At 39.1% G+C, this 19,663-nt stretch carries 13 protein-coding genes and 1 riboswitch; of the genes, 5 read left to right on the plus strand and 8 right to left on the minus strand.

Annotated features, from left to right (window positions below; all coding sequences use genetic code 11):
• Positions 1-107 precede the first annotated feature (107 nt).
• Positions 108-1,076: an alpha/beta hydrolase gene (locus MTCD1_RS06330; RefSeq protein ID WP_057179792.1), complete on the minus strand. Its 969-nt coding sequence runs from the start codon at positions 1,074-1,076 to the stop codon at positions 108-110.
• Positions 1,064-2,305 carry an MFS transporter gene (locus MTCD1_RS06335; RefSeq protein ID WP_082606412.1) on the minus strand — a complete coding sequence of 414 codons (1,242 nt, stop codon included), beginning with the start codon at positions 2,303-2,305 and terminating at the stop codon, positions 1,064-1,066. Before MTCD1_RS06335 ends, MTCD1_RS06330 begins: the two co-directional genes overlap by 13 nt.
• A 186-nt stretch (positions 2,306-2,491) precedes the next feature.
• On the opposite strand from MTCD1_RS06335, the gene MTCD1_RS06340 reads away from it, so the two are divergent.
• From MTCD1_RS06340 to MTCD1_RS06350, 3 genes are all read left to right on the plus strand, one after another.
• On the plus strand, positions 2,492-6,004 hold the full coding sequence (locus MTCD1_RS06340) for a hybrid sensor histidine kinase/response regulator (RefSeq protein ID WP_057179791.1): 3,513 nt from the start codon (positions 2,492-2,494) through the stop codon (positions 6,002-6,004).
• A gap of 365 nt (positions 6,005-6,369) precedes the next feature.
• Positions 6,370-7,353, plus strand: a complete 984-nt coding sequence (locus MTCD1_RS06345) for a DUF4382 domain-containing protein (RefSeq protein ID WP_057179790.1) — start codon at positions 6,370-6,372, stop codon at positions 7,351-7,353.
• Positions 7,354-7,606: 253 nt separating this feature from the next.
• On the plus strand, positions 7,607-8,332 hold the full coding sequence (locus MTCD1_RS06350; RefSeq protein WP_057179789.1) for a transporter substrate-binding domain-containing protein: 726 nt from the start codon (positions 7,607-7,609) through the stop codon (positions 8,330-8,332).
• A gap of 43 nt (positions 8,333-8,375) precedes the next feature.
• Here the strand turns inward: MTCD1_RS06350 and MTCD1_RS06355 are convergent, their stop codons facing one another.
• From MTCD1_RS06355 to MTCD1_RS06380, 6 genes are all read right to left on the minus strand, one after another.
• A complete protein-coding gene (locus tag MTCD1_RS06355) occupies positions 8,376-9,044 on the minus strand; it encodes a response regulator transcription factor (RefSeq protein WP_057179788.1) in 669 nt (222 codons plus the stop codon).
• A 363-nt stretch (positions 9,045-9,407) separates the two neighbouring features.
• Positions 9,408-11,660, minus strand: coding sequence for a TonB-dependent receptor (locus MTCD1_RS06360; protein ID WP_057179787.1), 2,253 nt, complete (start codon positions 11,658-11,660; stop codon positions 9,408-9,410).
• Positions 11,661-11,800: 140 nt separating this feature from the next.
• Positions 11,801-12,769 carry an extracellular catalytic domain type 1 short-chain-length polyhydroxyalkanoate depolymerase gene (locus MTCD1_RS06365; protein WP_057179786.1) on the minus strand — a complete coding sequence of 323 codons (969 nt, stop codon included), beginning with the start codon at positions 12,767-12,769 and terminating at the stop codon, positions 11,801-11,803.
• A 263-nt stretch (positions 12,770-13,032) separates the two neighbouring features.
• Entirely contained in the window at positions 13,033-14,040 is a 1,008-nt protein-coding gene (locus MTCD1_RS06370; protein WP_057179785.1) for an adenosine deaminase, read from the minus strand.
• Between the two features lie 76 nt (positions 14,041-14,116).
• Positions 14,117-14,216: riboswitch (purine riboswitch) on the minus strand.
• 321 nt (positions 14,217-14,537) lie between these two features.
• Positions 14,538-15,221, minus strand: a complete 684-nt coding sequence (ssb, locus tag MTCD1_RS06375) for a single-stranded DNA-binding protein (protein ID WP_057179784.1) — start codon at positions 15,219-15,221, stop codon at positions 14,538-14,540.
• A 309-nt stretch (positions 15,222-15,530) separates the two neighbouring features.
• Positions 15,531-15,935, minus strand: coding sequence for an acyl-CoA thioesterase (locus MTCD1_RS06380; RefSeq protein WP_057179783.1), 405 nt, complete (start codon positions 15,933-15,935; stop codon positions 15,531-15,533).
• A 140-nt stretch (positions 15,936-16,075) separates the two neighbouring features.
• Between MTCD1_RS06380 and MTCD1_RS06385 the strand changes: the two genes are divergently transcribed.
• Positions 16,076-17,692 carry an amidohydrolase family protein gene (locus tag MTCD1_RS06385; RefSeq protein ID WP_057179782.1) on the plus strand — a complete coding sequence of 539 codons (1,617 nt, stop codon included), beginning with the start codon at positions 16,076-16,078 and terminating at the stop codon, positions 17,690-17,692.
• Between the two features lie 94 nt (positions 17,693-17,786).
• Entirely contained in the window at positions 17,787-19,637 is a 1,851-nt protein-coding gene (locus MTCD1_RS06390; RefSeq protein ID WP_057179781.1) for a hypothetical protein, read from the plus strand.
• Positions 19,638-19,663: the final 26 nt, after the last annotated feature.

Genomic DNA, 19,663 nt, shown 5'->3' on the forward strand with positions numbered 1-19,663 from the left:
TAACTAATAAAATGAGTTTAGTGATAAAAATCCGAAACTATGAAGCTCGGTAAAAGTGAGGAATAAAAATAAGACTAACTTACTTTTTTATTGCTAAATTTACTGCTTTAATCAGCTTTAACAAACTCACTAATAAGCCGATAAGTTTGCTGACACTCCTCGCTAACCAGTTCATCAAGCAACATATAGGCGTGAGTCATACCGTCAAATGAATGCTGTTCAACTTCTACGCCTACCTCTTTTAATGACTTAGCATAAGCTAAACCCTCATCTCGAAGCGGGTCACAACCTGCTGTGATCACTAAAGTGCTTGGCATATTTGCTGAGAAATTTCCTAATAACGGCGATGCTTGCTGCATTCTAGCCTGATCTAGGCTATTGGCATGAAAGTACTGCTGAAAATACCAGTGTATCTTATCTTTTTCTAATAAGAAGCCTTGGCCATTTTCGTCTATAGAAGCGCTGCTCATGGTGTAATCAACACTCGGATAAATCAGGATTTGCTTAGCAATTTTTACTGAAGCAATTACCGATTCATTATGCTGGTTACTCATCACTAAACTAGTGCAAATGGCACCGCCAGCACTGTCGCCAGCAATATAAAGCTCGTCACTATGCTTCATATCAAAAAGTAAGCTTTGATAGTGCATAAGTACTTGCTGACAATCATCTAGACCAGCGGGATATGGATATTCCGGTGCTAAGCGATAATCTACACAAATGACAATAGCCTGTGCGGCAAGCGCGAGTTTTCGACTAATAGGATCGTATAAATCGACGCTACCACACATATGACCACCACCATGAAAATGTAATAATACCGGTAAAGTATCATTAGGTGCTGGGTTATAAATGCGCACAGGAATATTATGGCTAGGGGTAGCTAAGTAACTATTTTTGACTATGCTCATGTGTGGGCCAGAGCCAATTAAGGGCGCTAAGTTATCCAAATTTTGTCTAACTAAATCAACACTAAAGCTCTGCCCCTTTGCTTTGGCTCTAGCTTTCGCCTCGGCCATAGCCTTATTGGCTTTTTCAAGAAAAGGCACTAACTTGGCAGAGATTATTCCGCGCATAATTTATCCTTATTTTCTTTACTCGCTTGGCTTTCGTTAATCTTAATTTTGTCATTGGCGCTAGTTGCTTTTTTCTTACCGGTTTCAGGCAAGAAGAAGCTACCAATAAAAAAAGTACTACTGACTATTGAAATTAGAATAAATGACGCAGTGTAATCACCTTGATTAATATCCACCAGCTTACCAAACAACCATAAAACAACCGTAGAAAGTAAGTAGCTGATTGAGTAAAATAAGCTAAATACCACGGTAATACGTTGCCCTGTCATCTTGGGTAATTCATGGGGAATAGACACTAACGCTGTGATAGGGAAGAAGATAAAAAACCCCAAGACAATGGCAGACAAGGTTTGTAACCACTCACTCGAGCTAAAAGAAACTCCTATAATGGTTATTACCATAACAGCACCGGACCAGCGAATAACCGGCAAGCGCAGTGGCACTTTTTTACTGTAAATAATGCCCGCTAATGTGCCAACAATACCAAAGCCGATAACCCATTTGCTTTGGCTAATACCGGCTTTAGGATAAAAGGTAAAAAGGCAAATATAAAACGCTAATAGCCCAGAGTAGGTTAAACCATAAGCCCAATTAAATTTATCTTTAAGGCCATCCATATAACTGTAATGGACCACGGCCTTACCATCTTGGCTTTGCTCTGTACTTTCATCTTCAAATTTTACCAATAACCAAGCAAAACTGAGTAATAAACTGGCAATAGAAAAACTAATCAAGCTGACTTTCCAATCACCGGTAAATTGATTGATTTCCGTCATTTTCCATAACACAATGCCGGTACCTATATTAAAAGCTACAGCATTAAGGCCGTTAATAACTGGCCGCTCATCTGGGGTAAACCAATGCATAACAATTGGGTTAAAATATACAATCATAAAGGCGCCACCTAAGCCCATAAGAAAACGACTGAGTAGTAATAGCTCGTAGTTAGGGGCGAATGGCGTTAATAAACCAATAACAATAAACAGGCTAGCAATAAAAAAAGCATATTTAATACCAAATTTGAGCGCAACCCAGGCCGCGCCAAAAGTGCCGACAATTTTCGCCAAGGTGACCGCGCCACTAATAAGGCTCGCCGAGGCTAAACTATCAACCTGCATAGCAGACATAATTTGCCCCATACTTGCCGTGCCGCCGACCCAAGCCATAGCAAAGAGTACATAGCTAATAAACACAATGGCTTCAACCAAGTATTTGTTACTTATTTTCATATATGATAGTTTCTAATCGATGAAATATTTATCTCTAGGTTAACGTATGATTATCGCTAAATAACTACTACCTTAGTTCACTACCCCGTAATATAGGGCATGGTAAGCTAACCATAATATTATTTTCATCTGTAACTTTTAGCACTGATTTACCATGCTCTTTGACCACAATAAAAGGCACAGCATTTGTTAGTTTGGCTTTCACTCGATACTTGGCTTATCACCCTACTTTCCATTGCCTATTTAGCACTGCTCTTTATGGTTGCCCATTGGGGACAAAAGCAATCGCCTGAAAATTGGAGCTGCAAACCTTGGGTTTATAGCTTATCGCTAGGCGTTAGTTGTAGCTCATGGGCGTTTTACGGTACGGTCGGACAAGCAGCGACGACGGGGGCTTGGCTGGCGCCTATTTATATTGGCTCCATTCTTTGTTTAGTGTTGGCTTGGCCAATGCTGCATAAAATCCTGCTGATTGTTAAGCAGCAAAATTTAACCTCCATTGCCGATTTTATCGCCTTTCGCTACGATCGTTCGCCAAAAGTAGCCGCTCTGGTTACCATAGTAGCGCTAATAGGCATTATCCCTTATATCGCGCTACAACTTCGCGCCATCAGTACCAGCTTTGATTTATTAACTGGTACTTATCAGTCAGGCATTAGCACCGCCTTTGTCGTCACTATCGTACTTATCTTCTTCAGTATTTTATTTGGTACGCGTCAAATAGCCGCTAACAAGCAAAATCAAGGCTTAGTACTTGCAATCGCTTTTAGCTCAATTATTAAATTATTTGCCTTAACGGCAGTAGGTGTTTTTGCCACTTTCTTTATTTTTGATGGCTTTAGCGACCTACTGACTCAGGGTAAGAACATTAGCTCAATTACCGGTACAAATTCAGCCTACCTTGCTATCGCCCATGCGGTATTAGGGGCAATTACTATCTTTATTTTACCGCAACAGTTTCATATGATGATGATTGAAAACCACCATCAACAAGAGTTAAAAACAGCCCGTTGGTTGTTTCCTTTGTACCTGCTATTAATTAATGTTTTTATTTTACCCATAGCCATTGCTGGCCAGTTAACCTTTCCTGGCGGTAGTGTCGATGCCGATACTTATGTCTTAACCATACCGCTGTTTTATCAACAAGCTTGGTTAGGTATCACGGTATATATTGGCGGCTTAGCGGCGGCAACTAGCATGGTAATAGTAGCAGCCATTGTATTAAGTACTATGGTGGCAACCGAAGTGTTAACGCCCTTAGTATTAAAATTTCGCTTATTTAATACCAAAAAAAACCAGCAATTATCTGGGCTATTACTTAACTTACGCCGTGGTTCCATCGCCATAATCTTACTGCTGGCGTTCATTTTCGAGCGTATCATTGCTCAGCAAAACCACCTTGCCACCATAGGCTTGTTATCGTTTGTTTTACTATCTCAGTTTGCACCAGCGACAATCGGTGCCTTGTATTGGCGTAAAGCCAATGCAAAAGCGGCATTAACCGGCTTAATTGTTGGTAGTTTAGTTTGGCTCTATACCTTATTACTGCCAGCATTAATGCCAACTAGCCCATGGCTTGAAACCGGCTTATGGCATATCACTTGGTTAAAACCGACCGCCCTTTTTGGTGTTGATTTTTTAGATAGCACAAGTCATGGGGTTTTTTACAGCTTGTTGTTTAACCTTATTTGCTACGTTATCGTTTCCTTGGTAAGCAAGCGCAGTGTGGGCGAAAAGTTACAAGCCGAGTATTTTGTCAATAAAAGCCAACATCAGTTTGAACGGCACTTATCCCTCGATGACTTATACAGTTTATTAGTACGCTTTATTGATAAATCCGCAGGTGAGGCCTTAGTTGGTTTTGCTAAAAGTGACCTAAATGCCAATAAGAACAGTAATAGTAAAAGTAAAAGTAAAAACCATAAAATTATTGAATATACTCGCTTGCAACTTTCCGGGGTACTTGGCTCTGCGTCAACTCGCATGGTCATGAAAGCGGCCTCAACCTCACAAGAAATGCCTTTAGAAGATGTCGTTAGCATTGTTGATGAAGCTAACCAAATATTCCGCTTTAACCGTGAATTACTGCAATCCGGTGTGGAAAATATTGAACAAGGCATTAGTGTTATCGATGCGGATATGCGCTTGGTCGCGTGGAACCAACGCTATATTCAATTACTTGATTACCCTGATGGTTTTGTCACAGCGGGGAAATCTGTGGCAGAACTTCTGCGCTATAACATTGCTAAAGGCATCATTACTGGAACTGGAATGAAAACTAATGCAGGCTCTGCTGCCGAAAGTGAAGAGTTAATTGCTCGGCGTATTGAGCATATGCGCATGGGTCATAACCATAGTTTTCAACGTACCATGCCCAATGGCATAGTCTTAGAAATTAGAGGGCAATCAATGCCAGGTGGTGGCTTTGTTAGTACTTTTTCTGATATAACCGCCCATATTGAAGCAGAAAAAGCCTTACAAAAAGCCAACGAAAGTTTAGAGAAGCGTGTTGAAGAAAGAACCCAAGAGCTAAGACACGCCAAAGCAGAAGCGGAGGCAGCAAATAGCAGTAAAACCCGTTTTTTAGCGGCTGCCAGCCATGATTTAATGCAGCCATTTAATGCTTTGTCATTATTTACTTCCATGCTAAAAAAGAAAGTCAAAACTGACGAATTAATACAATTGGCCAATAATATTGACGATTCTCTCAATGTTGTGGAAGCACTGCTTTCTGATCTAGTCGAAATATCACGACTTGATAATAACTCAGAAAATATTGAGAAAAGCCACTTTGCTTTAGATGACCTGTTGATCCCGCTAAAGAACGAATTCACTGTTTTAGCCGAGCAAGATGATATTAATTTTAGCTATCAAGCTAGCTCTACTTGGGTAAATTCCGATAAGCGTATGTTGCGCCGCATAATACAAAATTTTTTATCAAATGCCGTCTATTATTGCCGTGATAAAATCGGTGAAAAATCCGGTATCACTAACAAAATTGTATTAGGTGTTCGCCATAAAAAAGACATGCTTCGCCTTGAAGTGTGGGATAACGGTCCCGGTATAGCGGCAGACAAACAACAAACTATTTTTCAAGAGTTTGAGCGTTTAGAACAAAATCGTGAAATACCAGGGCTTGGCTTAGGTTTAGCCATTGCCGAACGTATGGCGGTCTTACTGGGGTTGAAAATATCAGTTAAATCGACCCTAGGCAAAGGTACTTGCTTTATGATTGAAGTGCCTCGAGTGCCGCTTAGTTCCATTAATGCAGACAGTGAAATATCAACAATTAGCCGTAAAAAAACAGACGTTACTAACACAGACTTTGCCAATATGCTGGTATTGGTTATCGATAATGATACCCTGATGCTAACGGCCATATCCTCACAATTAACTGAGTGGGGCTGTTTGGTCTATACCGCTAAAGATGAAGAGTCACTTAGCAAGGTTGTTAAGGACATGTCGCAAGCTCCTCACTTTATTATTGCTGATTATCATCTCGACCACGATGCCAATGGTGTTGATTTGGTAAGCAAGTTATTACAGAGTAAAAAGTGGCAAAGCCCTTGTGCTATATGCTCTGCCGATCCTTCTGAGCAAGTTAGACAACACACCAGCGATGCGAATTTTCTATTCTTGCGAAAGCCAGTGAAATCGCTGGCGTTAAAACGCTTAATCAGGCAAATGATTACCCTTTAGTAAACTGTTTAGCGGTAAATAAGAGCAACTTAAGCAAGTAACTCATATAACATCTTTCGCGCATTTTAATAGACAGTGCTATTATTAAACAAATTGACTAACACCAATTCCAATAAGTTTCTGCCAATCAGTGAGAATTAAAAGTCTTAGAGGCAATGCATTGATATAGAACATGGTTATTCAAGAGAATAGCTCCTGCATTCTCTAAATAAGCTACATGCGTGTAGCGTCCTTATCAAAATCAATAACGCCGCGTATAAGCTTTTTAAACTGGCACTTTGGCAGCTAAGTTAATGGATATTGGTATAAATTACTTAACTGTAATGAAAAGTTGTTTCACGATAAAAATTTTTAGGACTCTTAATATGTTAAATAAACACGCGATTGCCATACTTGCCTGCTTATCTCTATTTTTAACTGCTTGTAATTCAGACAATAAAGAACAAGCAAAGTTTTCTTTAGGGCTTAGCGATGCGCCCGTAGATGACGCTGAAATAGTCATGATTAAAATAGATAGTATTAAAGTAATCAATACAGATGAAAGTAATGGTAAACAAGAAATATTGATAGAAGAATTTACCTATAAAGGTGCGTCGGTTGATAGCATTCAGGTAAATTTACTCGATTTTACTGGTACACGGCAAATTAAAATTATTGATGAGGCGCAAGGCATAAGTTTAAAAAATGGTGTTTATACCATGGAATTAAACGTGGATGATGCTGGCTCTTATGTGGTATTAAAAAGCAATGGCGAAAAATATGATATTAAAATCCCTAGCTCTCGTTTAAGACTGGGTGAATTTACTGTTCATAGTGATGCCGTACAAGTTGATGATAAACCGGCTTATACTATCGAATTCGACCTGACCCAATCTTTAGTTTTACGCGGTAATGATCCAGCGAAAAATGGCTATATCATTAAGCCCCATGGCGTACGCATCGTCAGTTTATATGGTGATATTTCAGGTACAGTTTCTGCTGTTAACACTAATTTAGGTGCTTGTATGGTTTATTTGTATGATGGCACACTAACAGAGTCAGTAAACTTAGCCGATCTTTTTGATAGCAGTGATGAGTTTTTTGATAGTGACGATGAGCTTTTTGAAGATAAAGTATCTAGCGCACTAGCACCACTAGCAGCAACTAATGTAGATGTTAGTGGTACTGTTGATGTTAAAGGTACTTACAGCATAGGTTTTGTGCCTGAAGGTGCTTATACCGTGGCATTAAGATGTGATGCACTAAGTGATAACAACATTCAATATGAGCGATTAACGATTCCCTCAACTGAAGGTAACTTACAAACAGTTAATGTTTCAGCGGGTATAAGCAGTATTGTAGATTTTTAACGGTAGACACTCTCAGAACTTATAAGGCCAAGCACTCGCTTGGCCTTTTTATTTATCGATTATTCAATGCTAGCTTTAGCAGACCGCCTATAGCCATGAATTTCCACCACGGCTTAACTTTAAAATGCTAAACAATTGTCATAGTCTGCTAGTCAAAATATCTTAACCGAACTGAGTTCAGCTACCTTGCTAAACACAGATTAGGCAGTAAACTTTAATATGATCATGACAGTTATTTGAGGGGTTTTTACCCGTGGCATCTTTAAAAATTTTATTTTTATTATTGCTCTATTTGCTCATTTGTCCTGCTGTTCCGGCTGATTCATCTTATACCGTGAAATTAGGCACCAAGGTGGCATGGCCGCCATATCACCTTGACTTAAAATCGGGGGCTGCAGGCATTGCTGTTGAAGCTTTGGACTGTGTGATGGCACGCATTAAACAGCCCTATGAAATAAACAAACTGCCTTGGTCTCGCGCGCAAGCGTTAACTAAGTCTGGCGCCTTAGATGGTTTTTTCTCAGCCTCTCAAAGTGATAAAAGAGACCGCTATGCACAGCTCTCATCGGTCTTTATCCCGCAAATACGTAAGTTCTATTTTTTAAAAAAACACTTCCCAGCACAATTGCAGCTATATTCCATGGACTATATAAAGGAAAGTTTTACCGTTGGTGCTAGGTTTAGCTCTAATGCGATGAATTATTTAAAAATAAATAACTATAATATTGGTGCAGAACACCTCAGTGAAACCGTATTAATGAGAATGCTCGATGCGGGTCGAATGGATGCGGTATTAGAGAATTCGTTAGTTTTTGCCCTTATGGTCAAAAACCAAAACAGATCTATGGATGAATATTTAAGTGTCGAAGTGGGTAAAAAAAACATGGGCGTATATTTTAGTAAAATATTTTTAGAGCAACACCCAAACTTTATCACTTTATTCAATGCAAACATCCCGCCTTGCAGCTTAATAAAATAAAATTTAAAGTGGCTATATTAGCTCGCATAAGAGCACTAAAATTTTAGTGATTAGTTGAATTTTCCACTGGTGCCAACATTAATTTCTGATACGCTAGCCCTGCTAAGGTGCGGTTATTAACTTCAAGCTTTTCTAAAATAGCAGATACATGTTTTTTTACCGTGGTTTCTTTGATATTGAGATCATAAGCAATTTGTTTATTGAGCTGACCATCGGCTACTTGAGTAAGCACGACATATTGTTGTGGCGTTAATTGCGCCATTTGTTTAGCTAAACGCTGATTGGCCAGCGCTATTTGCTGATTTTCATTTTTTTCTATTAATTCAGGTAACCAGATATCACCCGCTAAGACCGTATCTATCGCTCTTTCGATAGTGGTTAAATCAGCCGATTTAGGAATAAATGCCGCGGCACCAAAATTAATGGCTTTTTGCATGGTTTGATCATTATCATCAGAAGAAACCATAATCACCACTAGATCAGGATAATGATTTTGCAGCTGGGTTAAGCCAGTAAAGCCATTATTACCCGGCATATGTAAATCGAGAAAGACAATTTCTAAGCTTGGATTTTCTTCAATAGCGGTTAATAATTCACTAAAGTTGTCTGCTTCTAAGGTAGCGGCATCATCAATACATTCAGTTATGGCGTGTTTAAGTGCGGTACGAAATAATGGATGATCATCGGCAATAATTACTTTGGCTTGTGGCATAAAATCTCCTTATGAGTATTTAATACCAATCCGTATAAGAAAGTGATCGCTTAGCAAGAATTTAAAGGCTTATAGGCAATGCATTGATTGTAATGTTTATTTCCCTTATCAAAATCAATAACTCAGTATATAAGCCTTTAAAACTCGCCCTTCGGGAACACATGGAGCATCATGATAACTTCGCAAAATATGCTTGATGTAGATATAACTATAGCTACGCATATTTTGATTGTTCTAATGTCGCCCATGCCGTTCTAAGTGGTCACTTCTTTATACGGAATGGTATAAGCTAGTATGAAAAAAAGAGCTGACAAGTGCCAGCTATTTTTTAATATATGATTGCTAAATTAGCTATGGCTAAAGTTAGAACTGGTAACCTATCGTGAGTGAAACTGTTGATGGGTCACCATAATAAGCGATTAAGGTAGTATCACCACCAAAACCTGGTAACCAGTTACCATCATCATCTTGCCCACCAGTAAAGTCATAGGCACCAACCATATACTCTTCATCGGTAATGTTTTTCCAATGCAGTGCTGCTGTCCAATCACCGTCATTGCTGTACCAATTTATGCCAAGGTTTAGTAAGCCATAAGCTTCTTGAGTCAATCGATTATCAATTTCCACCAAGGCATAATCTCCGCGGTAGTAATAATTACTATTTACCACGAAAGAGCCGACAGAACTTTCAATATTGTAAGAAACACCAAAATTAGCTGTCATATCAGGTGTATTGGCTACGGTATAAATATCAGAGATATCATCATAACCTTCACCATTCCAGCTCAATACTTCAGTAAATTCACTATCAATGTAACCAAAGGCCAAATTAAAATTTAGTGATTCTGTCGCTGCATAATGCATTTCAAGCTCTAAACCTATCGCTTCAGATTGACCAATGTTACCTAAGCGTGAATCTAAGATGGTAGGATCATCATTTGGCGCGACACTTTTATACTGACGATCTTTATGCTCTAAGGCAAAAATAGTTGCATTAACGCGTAACTGATCAAACCATTCACTTTTAATACCCAACTCAACTGAATCTACTATTTCAGGGTTAACCGCTGGTTCATTAGTAGATGCACGCGGATTAAAAGTACCTGATTTGAAACCTTGTGAATAACTGACAAATACCATCATATCGTCATCAATTTGATATTCAGCTCCCACTTTAGGGGTAAAGCGTGACCATGTTTTATTACCATTTAATACTTCAGTCTGTGCTAAATTACCGCGGGTATAACCGGGTATCCATCCTGATATTGGATATTCTATCGAGCCATAAATATCTTTAGTCACATTGGCACTTTTCTCTTCTTCAGTAAAACGAGCGCCTAAGGTAAAGGATAATTTTTCGGTTACATTATAAGAGCCTTGTCCATATACAGCATAACTTTCACTGTTATTACAGCCACTTTGATCAATAGTCATCGATTGAAATATAATGGCGTCGTAATGACCACAAGACTCGGAATCAAAATAATATAAACCAGAAACAAATGTTAAATTCTCACCATCGTAATTTAGCTGAAATTCTTGTGAAAACTGCTCATCATCATAGACTGCAGGTACATCAAAAATTTGTAATGGCGTATTATCAAAATCAATATTGGTTGGTGAATAATTTTTTCGCGCTGCCGTTACTGATTTTACTGACCAAAAATCATTAATAAAATATTCAGCCGTTAAGCTCCAACCTTCATTTTCAACTAAATTTTCTGTTGGTAAACTTGTGTATGAATCATAAACGCTATCAGGTACCGGCGCATCCGTTAACATACTAGGTAATAAACGGTAACCACCTTTTGCATTCGATTCATCTTTAGTATTGTCGTAGTTAAAACGGAAGAACCAATCATCAGTCGGGGTAAACTCCACCGTAACACGGCCAGCAAAAACATCTTTATTATAATTTTCAGTATCTTGATTAGCTAATGATGTTTCAAGAAATTCACCATAACCATCACGTGATAAACTGGCTAAAGCAAAACCAAGATAAAGTTTGTTCTCAATAACAGGGATTTTACCGGCCACTTTATAATCTTGACGGCCGTAGTTACCAAAGGTTGCCGTTAAGTCAAACTCCCTATCACCTGACATTTTTTTGGTAACGTATTTAATAGCGCCACCTATGGTGTTTTTACCGTACAAGCTACCTTGTGGGCCACGTAATACTTCAATACGCTCAACATCAATAATATCTAGCACTGCGCCTTGTGGACGGGCAATATAAACATCGTCAACATAAATACCAACACCGGGCTCATAACCCCAAAGAGGATCCTCTTGACCGACACCACGAATAAATGCAGTTAATGTCGAGTTAGTGCCACGGCTACTTTGTAAGGTAGTATTTGGCGAGAATTGCTGAACTTCAGTCATAACACTAATGCCATTTTGCGCAAGCTGCTCAGCACCAATTGAGGTTACTGCCACCGGTACATTTTGCAGAGTTTCCGCCGTTTTACGTGCGGTAACTTCGATACGTTCGAGACCAGAGTTATTTTCAGCGCTTGATGACTCATTCGCCTCGGCTGCAAGGGTAATGTTTGAGGTTAACGCGCTGGCAATGGCTAAAGCGAGGTAACTTAATTTCTTGTTATAGCGTTTCATATTAGTGCCTTATTATAATTATATTGAATCAGTTGTTTTTATATTGTTGTGATGTTTTTTACTGATATTAAAACTCTATAACAAAATTAGACAAAGTTAATTTGTACTATAGTACCATAGAGCTTAGTTATTGAATATTATTAAGTTTTATCTATTAATTGCCAAAATTCGATGATGTTACTGGCACTATCGAGTGAAGATTCAAACAAAAAAGGCGCACTCGCATCTCTATTTTTAAGTGATGAATTGACTGTTAAACCATGCCCAAGATCATTAATTTCAACTAACTTCACTTGCGGCCGTTCTTCCTCATCTTGCCAAAGCGTTACTTTATAATCTACTGATGAAGTTTTACTTGCTGCCAGCAAGTTTTCTGACAGCTTTGACCACTGCAAAGCCAAGCGATGGGAGTTCTTCGGGTTAACGACTTTGTCGTTACTGCCAGTGATAACAATAAGCCTAGGCCATTTTTTAATGGCTGCATTACCCTGCTTTGCTATACTAACTAGCTCTATTGCAGACTGAGATGGACCATTTCGCATACAGGAAATCGCTTTAGCGAGATCATTAGCGCAAGGGTAAGGTAGGCCGGCAATAACGGCGCCAGCCGAAAATAGTTTAGGATAGTGGGTTAACAGCGCACTGGTCATAGCGCCGCCTGCAGAAAGGCCGGCAATATAAACCTGTTCTATGTTTTCTTGCGCTTTTACTGTGTTGATCATGTTTTTAATCGACAGCACTTCCCCTTGATCTTTAGTGATATCTTGCTCTGAGAACCAATTAAAACAAGACTTTACATTGTTTTTTTTACTTTGCTGTGGTAGCAACAAGGTAAAGTTATGTTGCCTAGCAAGTGCGACAAAGCCACTTTGCTTAGCTAGAGTTTCGCCCTTTTGCACGCAGCCGTGTAAAAGTACCACCAGGGATTTAGCCTGTTTTGATGGCGATAAGTAACTTGCCGTTAGATTACCGGGGTTATCACCAAAATGTGTTAACGGCTGAAAGTTATCTCGCGGTGGCGAGTCTTCAAGCGGCTGAGCTGTGGCTAGAGCAGCCGTGCTAATAAAGAGCAGAGCAATCGAAGATATTTTCCTAATCAAGGGCAACATAACAGTTAACTTATATGGCGGTATTATGTTGCCATCATGGCGTATTGCCTTATTGCTAAATATGGTACTTTAGTGCCAACACCTTGGATTGTAGTAAAAAATAAAAGTTAAAAGTGCTATAGGTATTTAGAATTCACCCTGAATATTGGTAGATGAGAAAAGAAATAAGCCACAAAGCAGACATGATATAGCAAGCAAAAATCATCTCAAAAAGGCTGCTTTGTTTACAATCAAAGAAAGAATTGCCGCTATTTAACCAGAGACTAGTTATTCTGCTCTAAATATCTTTGTGTCACTATTGTTAATCGCTGTTTTTCGCTTTTCGAGATAAAGCTCGCTGCGATGGCATTAAAAGTAAATTGAGCAATTTCAGTTTTATTCATCGGCAATGCTTGATTTACCGCCAAAAAGTTATCCGTCATATAACCACCAAAATAGGCTGGATCGTCAGAATTAATCGTTACACAAACGCCCTTGCGCAACAGCGCAACTATATTGTGTTGTTCCATACGCTCAAATACTTTTAGCTTAATATTAGAGAGTGGACAAACGGTAAGTGGAATGCGCTCACTAACCAACTGCTGCACTAGCTCTTCATCGTCAGTGCAGCGAACACCATGGTCAATGCGAGTAATATGTAATAAGCGCAATGCCTCATGGATATTACTTGCCGGACCTTCCTCTCCCGCATGGGCGACCGTTAAAAAACCTTGCTTAATGGCTTGTTTAAATACTTGCTCAAATTTAGCTGCTGGGTGACCCAACTCAGTTGAATCCAAGCCGACAGCTATAATTTTATCTTGATGATCTTGTGCCTGTGCTAAGGTTTTAAATGCTGACTCTTCATCCAAATGCCGTAAGAAACACATAATTAATTTGCTGCTAATACCTAGCTCAGTAGTGCCTTTTATCAGTGCTCGATGAATACCGTTAACCACAGTGTCAAAACAAATACCACGCTGCGTATGTGCTTGTGGATCAAAGAATATTTCAGTATGGACAACATTATCTGCTTGGCAGCGCAGTAAGTAGGCCCAGGTTAGCTCAAAAAAATCTTGCTCCTTGATAAGTACATCGGCTCCTTGGAAGTAAATGTCTAAAAAGGATTGTAGGTTGTGAAAATTATAGGCATCTCTCACCTCAGCAATTGAATTGAACGGAATATCAATATTATTACGTTTGGCAAGCGCAAGCATAAGTTCAGGCTCAAGGGTGCCTTCAATATGAAGATGGAGTTCAACCTTAGGTAAGTACTGGATAAATTCTTTCATGACTTAGTTCCCAATAATTTAAAAAGTTCATTCAGTACTTTTTTGAATAAAAATCATTCAGACAAAGAGTAAAGCACTAAAGCTCGACACTCTTCGTAATCAGGACTTATTGCTTCCTGGTAGAGACCCCCAATCCATATCATTGGCGTTATACGAAGGGCAGCTAGTTATTACCTCTAACATAATGACTAGCGTGATTCGATACTGCCTCATTTTTTTATCCAAGTCTTTAGTAGGCTCGTGACTAGATAACTTGCATATGGTGAGTTAAGCACGGCTATTCCGTATTAAAACTTTATTTGTGCAACAAAAAAATGCTAGCAACAATATTTTTATCTTCCTATACATATTATAAGCACAAAAATATAGACACAAAAAAGCCTCTATTAACTTAACATTAAATAGAGGCTTTATATTTTACTTATAGTATTAATTAATAAGGATAAATTATGATGTATTTACCATACTAACTTAACAAAAATATTTTGTATCAGCAATTAGAACGGAATATCGTCATCAAAATCAATTGATGGTTCTTGTGGATTCACTTTCGGAGCTTGCTGCTGCTCTTGTTTAGCAAAGCCACCTTGTTGAGCAGGCGATTTTTGTTGCTGACCTTGGTTAGAGAAGCCACCTTGCTGTGCTGGTGCTTGTTGTTGTTGCCCTTGATTAGCGAAGCCACCTTGTTGTGCTGGTGCTTGTTGCTGCTGGCCTTGATTAGCGAAACCACCTTGTTGTGCTGGTGCTTGCTGCTCTTGATTAGAGAAACCATCTTGTTGTGGTGCTTGTTGCTGCTGCCCTTGATTAGAGAAACCACCGCTCTGCCCTTGAGACGATTTACCATCTAACATTTGCATTACCCCGTTAAAGCCTTGTAGGACGATTTCAGTGGTATATTGCTCTTGACCTTGTTGATTGGTCCATTTACGTGTTTGTAATGAACCTTCAAGGTATACTTTTGAACCTTTTTTAAGGTACTCACCGGCAATTTCAGCTAGTTTGCCAAAAATAACAACACGATGCCATTCAGTTTTTTCTTTCTGCTCACCAGTTTGTTTATCTTTCCATGAGTCTGACGTTGCTACAGTAATATTTGCTACTGCGCTGCCATTTGGCATAAAACGGACCTCAGGATCTTTACCTAAGTTACCTACTATGATTACTTTATTTACACCCGCCATGAAAATATCCTATTGATTGAGCTATTAAGACAGTCGCTGTTTCTTTACCTATTTAAATAGAAAGAAAGTTTGTCTTTGAGATTTAGTTTAAGGGGAGTAATTCTATAGTGAGCGGCGATCAAATTCGAGTGCTTTTTGTTAAAAAGCACATTTATTTAATTTAAATTCGCTATAGAAATATTCAAGACTATTGCTTAGCAGCAGTCACCTATAATAACAACGATGATTTTCAACACTAATTAATTGTTATCGCAAAGAATTAATAGCAAAGCATGCAAGATTGCCCCTAACAAGCTAAAAAATTTTCGCTCAAGCGGCCTTATTTTCAATGAGGTGTTCGGCCAGTTGTGCTCGAATGTCATCGGTGATTTTTTTCGAACGTTGCGCTTTATAATCATAATTTATCATAGTAGCAGTACCCGAGACGCATTTTTCACCGTGTTGCCATAGCTCTTGATAAACATCAAATGAGGCACCACCAATGCGGCTAATGTAAGTTTTTATCTCAATTTCTTGACCATAAAATAACTGACCATGATAAGACACTTCAATTTTAGCAATGATAAGTTGCCATTTTTTTGGATCCAAATCGGGGGTAAAAAACTTAAAAATAGCCGCTCGTGCGCCTTCAAACCAAACGGGTGGTTTAGTATTATTTATATGGCCTAAAGCATCGGTATCACTAAAGTGTGGCATCATTTTTTCACTGAACATACTTAACCTTTTATCATTTTTAGCTTAGCTGCAAGTCATTTACCTACAGCTATATTACTTTATCTTATAAGATACTATATTTTATAAGATAAAGTATCTTAACTATCATTAGCAATTTCATCAATATTAGAGATAAATACATGAATAAGTCGTTAGCCTTACTTAGCTATTTTTGTGCTTACCTAGCGTTTACATTAATAGTAAATATAACCACTGCTACGCCAGTCTTAGCATCTGCTGATGCCAAGGCCCCTGAACGAACCACAGGTAAAGGTCCTTATAAACGACTTATTCTTCGGGGCGGCATTATTATTAATGGCGAAGGTGCACCCGCGCGTGGCCCCATGGATATTGTCATTGAAAATGATCGCATTGTAAAAATAGTCAATGTTGGCAACCCAGGTATGCCCATTGCGCCAACACGTCGCCCCATAGCTCGTCCAGGTGATATAGAACTTAATATTGAGGGTCAATATGTACTGCCTGGTTTTATTGACATGCATGGCCATATTGGTGGTAGTGCCGATAATATTCCGGCTGAGTATGTCTTTAAGTTATGGCTAGCTCACGGTATTACCACAGTACGAGAGCCAGGCAGTTTTAATGGTATTGAGTGGGTTATGGATCATGTCAAGCGCAGTGAAGAAAACACTATAGCTGCGCCACGTATTATGCCCTACTTTGGCTTTGGCTTAGGTTTAGATGAAACGATAACGACAGTAAAACAAGCGCAGCAATGGGTTAAGTCTATTGCTAAAAAAGGCGCTAAAGGAATTAAGTTCTTTGGCGCAACACCCGAGATAATGACAGCAGCACTTAGCGAAGCGAAAAAACAGGGTTTAGCCAGCATGATGCATCATGCGCAACTTGACGTCACCAATATGAATGTACTTGATTCAGCCCGCTTAGGCTTGACATCAATGGAGCATTGGTACGGTCTTCCGGAAGCATTATTTGAACATCAGCAAATTCAAAATTACTCGCCAGATTACAATTATAATAATGAACAACATAGGTTTGCTGAGGCTGGTCGGTTATGGCAACAGGCAGCAAAAAAAAATAGCGAAAAATGGTTAAGCGTGCGTGATGAATTACTCAGTTTAGATTTCACCTTAAACCCCACCTTTACCATTTATGAAGCCAATCGCGATTTAATGCGGGATATGAATGCCGACTGGCATAAAGAATATACTCTGCCAACCTTATGGGAATTTTTCCAACCTAACCGTAATGCTCATGGCTCGTATTGGTTTGATTGGACCACTGATGATGAAATAGCGTGGAAGAAAAATTACCAACTATGGATGAGTTTTGTTAACGATTATAAAAACCATGGTGGTCGAGTAACCGTAGGCTCAGACTCAGGCTATATCTTTAAAATTTATGGTTTTAGTTATATTCGAGAATTAGAGCTACTTAGAGAAGCCGGTTTTAATGCCTTAGAAGTTATTCAAGCTGCCACTATCAATGGCGCAGAAGCACTTGGTATGGCGGATGAAATTGGCTCTATCCGTGTTGGTAAAAAAGCAGATTTGGTGATAGTAGCCGAAAACCCATTGCGTAATTTTAAAGTGCTTTATGGCACCGGACATTTTCGTCTAGATGAAAATAATAAGCCAATCCGCGCGGGTGGTATAAATTACACCATAAAAGACGGTATTGTTTATGATGCCAAGTTACTATTAGAGCAAGTAAGAGCAATGGTTAACGACGCTAAAATCAAGAAAATTGATAGTATTAAACGAGCAAAACACTAAATAAAAACGGTTAATTGACTAGTTAAGGCTATAGTTAAATAAGTAATAGTTTTAAATATCACTCATTTAACTCTAGCCTTAACTCAGGTACGCGATGCAGTTTTTATTAGCAGCTATAACAAAAATAAAAAAACCTCATGTCATATCGCCAGCCCCCGTAGAAAAATTTCCATGTGTTTGGCGAGATAATGTAATAACTAGCCTACCGTCATTATTCGTGGCCGGCTTACTGACTGCTGCTTTGTGTGGTGCGGTCTCTGCCGCCGAGCAAGTAGGTGAGCAAGCAGCTAAACAAACGGCTACACAAGTAAAGCTCAATTCAAGCTCTGCCACTGCCTCACCTAATTATTCAGTCAGTAAACAGGCCGCCGAAAAATCAGCGATAGAGGCCGTAAACGAAGCTATCCTCTGCAATAGCAATCAGCCAAAAATAAGGTTTAAACCACAAACAATCTTTGATGAAAACGAAGATGGCATTACTTTTTTACATCGCTGGGCCAATGCTATTCACATTGATACCAAAATTGTCACCCTAGAAAACGAAGCCTCCTTTTTTATCAATAAATGCATAAAAACCGTTGCTGATATGGCAGAGCTTGAACGCCATTTACGCAGTAGAAGATACCTCAGAGATGCCAACGTTAGCAGTGATGATGGTATAGAAAATATCACCATTACTACTTGGGATAACTGGTCACTAATGCCAACGGTAAGTTTTGGCCGTAAAGGTGGCGTAAACACCTACAGTTTTGGCATTAAAGAAAGTAATCTGCTCGGCCTAGGTATAGACACTGAAATAGAAGCGTACCGCAATACTCAGCGCTCAGGCTACAAGTTATCAGCTAGCATCCCTCTTTTTCAAAAACAAAACACCGAGGTTAAGTTATGGTTTGCCGATAATGATGATGGTCAACAACATAGTATATTTCTGCATAAAATGTTTGCCGGTTTTCATACCAAAACCGCTTATAACTTAGGCTTTAATGAAGAGTCGCGTAACGATACCCTCTTTCAAAATGGCCAAGACCAAAGTATTTATCGCCATGACATTAGTTTTAAAGTAGCCAACTATGCCTGGTTAAACTTTAACAGTGACAGTCGTTTACTACGATACCGTGTCGGCATAACACAAGATAAAAACACTTTTTCAGCGCTAACAAATGAGCACCATAATGATTTAACTGTCCCGCCCCTCACTAATGTTGTACCTGAAGATAGAGATTTACTCTATCCATGGTTTGCTTTTGAATATATAGAAAAAGATTTTAGAAAACTGACCAACGTCCATTTGATCACGCAAATAGAAGACTTTAACCATGGCTGGCAACTTAACTCTCGCCTAGGTATAGGTAATGGCAATAAAGAAAACACCGCATGGACGGTCTGGAAAATGCGGGTAAAAAAAGGCTTTAACCTACATAACAATGCTTTGCTATTACTTGACTTCGCACTAGCAAATGATATTTATCAACATAGGGATAGTCGTTTATTGGTAAAGCTAACAGCGGAGTATTTTTATCAGCTCAATAAACGTTGGGGATTTTATTTAAGCAATACCAATGTAGCCAGTAAAAATCAATACTTAGATAAGCCAGTGACTATGGGCGGTAATACCGGTTTACGTGGTTTCCCTTTACAATATCAACATGGAAAAAGTAGCATTAAAGCCACAGCAGAAATTAGGTACTATCCACAAATCAATCTCTTTAAACTCTTTGATTTAGCCGCTGTTGCTTTTGTCGATACCGGTCGAACGTACGGGGAGTCAACGGTGAAAAACATCGAGGAGGGTTGGCTAGGCTCCGTTGGCTTGGGTCTGCGCTTGCATTCCCCACATTCTGGCGGTAACCATCCCATTATCCATATCGACTTTGCCTTGCCACAAAGTGACAACCCCAATATTAATAGTTTTGAAATTAGGGTGCAGGCAAAAAAATCGTTTTAAGCGATTATTCAGCCATAAAAACGACT

The sequence above is a fragment of the Colwellia marinimaniae genome (genome assembly GCF_002207865.1).
GTDB classification, from domain to species: domain Bacteria; phylum Pseudomonadota; class Gammaproteobacteria; order Enterobacterales; family Alteromonadaceae; genus Colwellia; species Colwellia marinimaniae.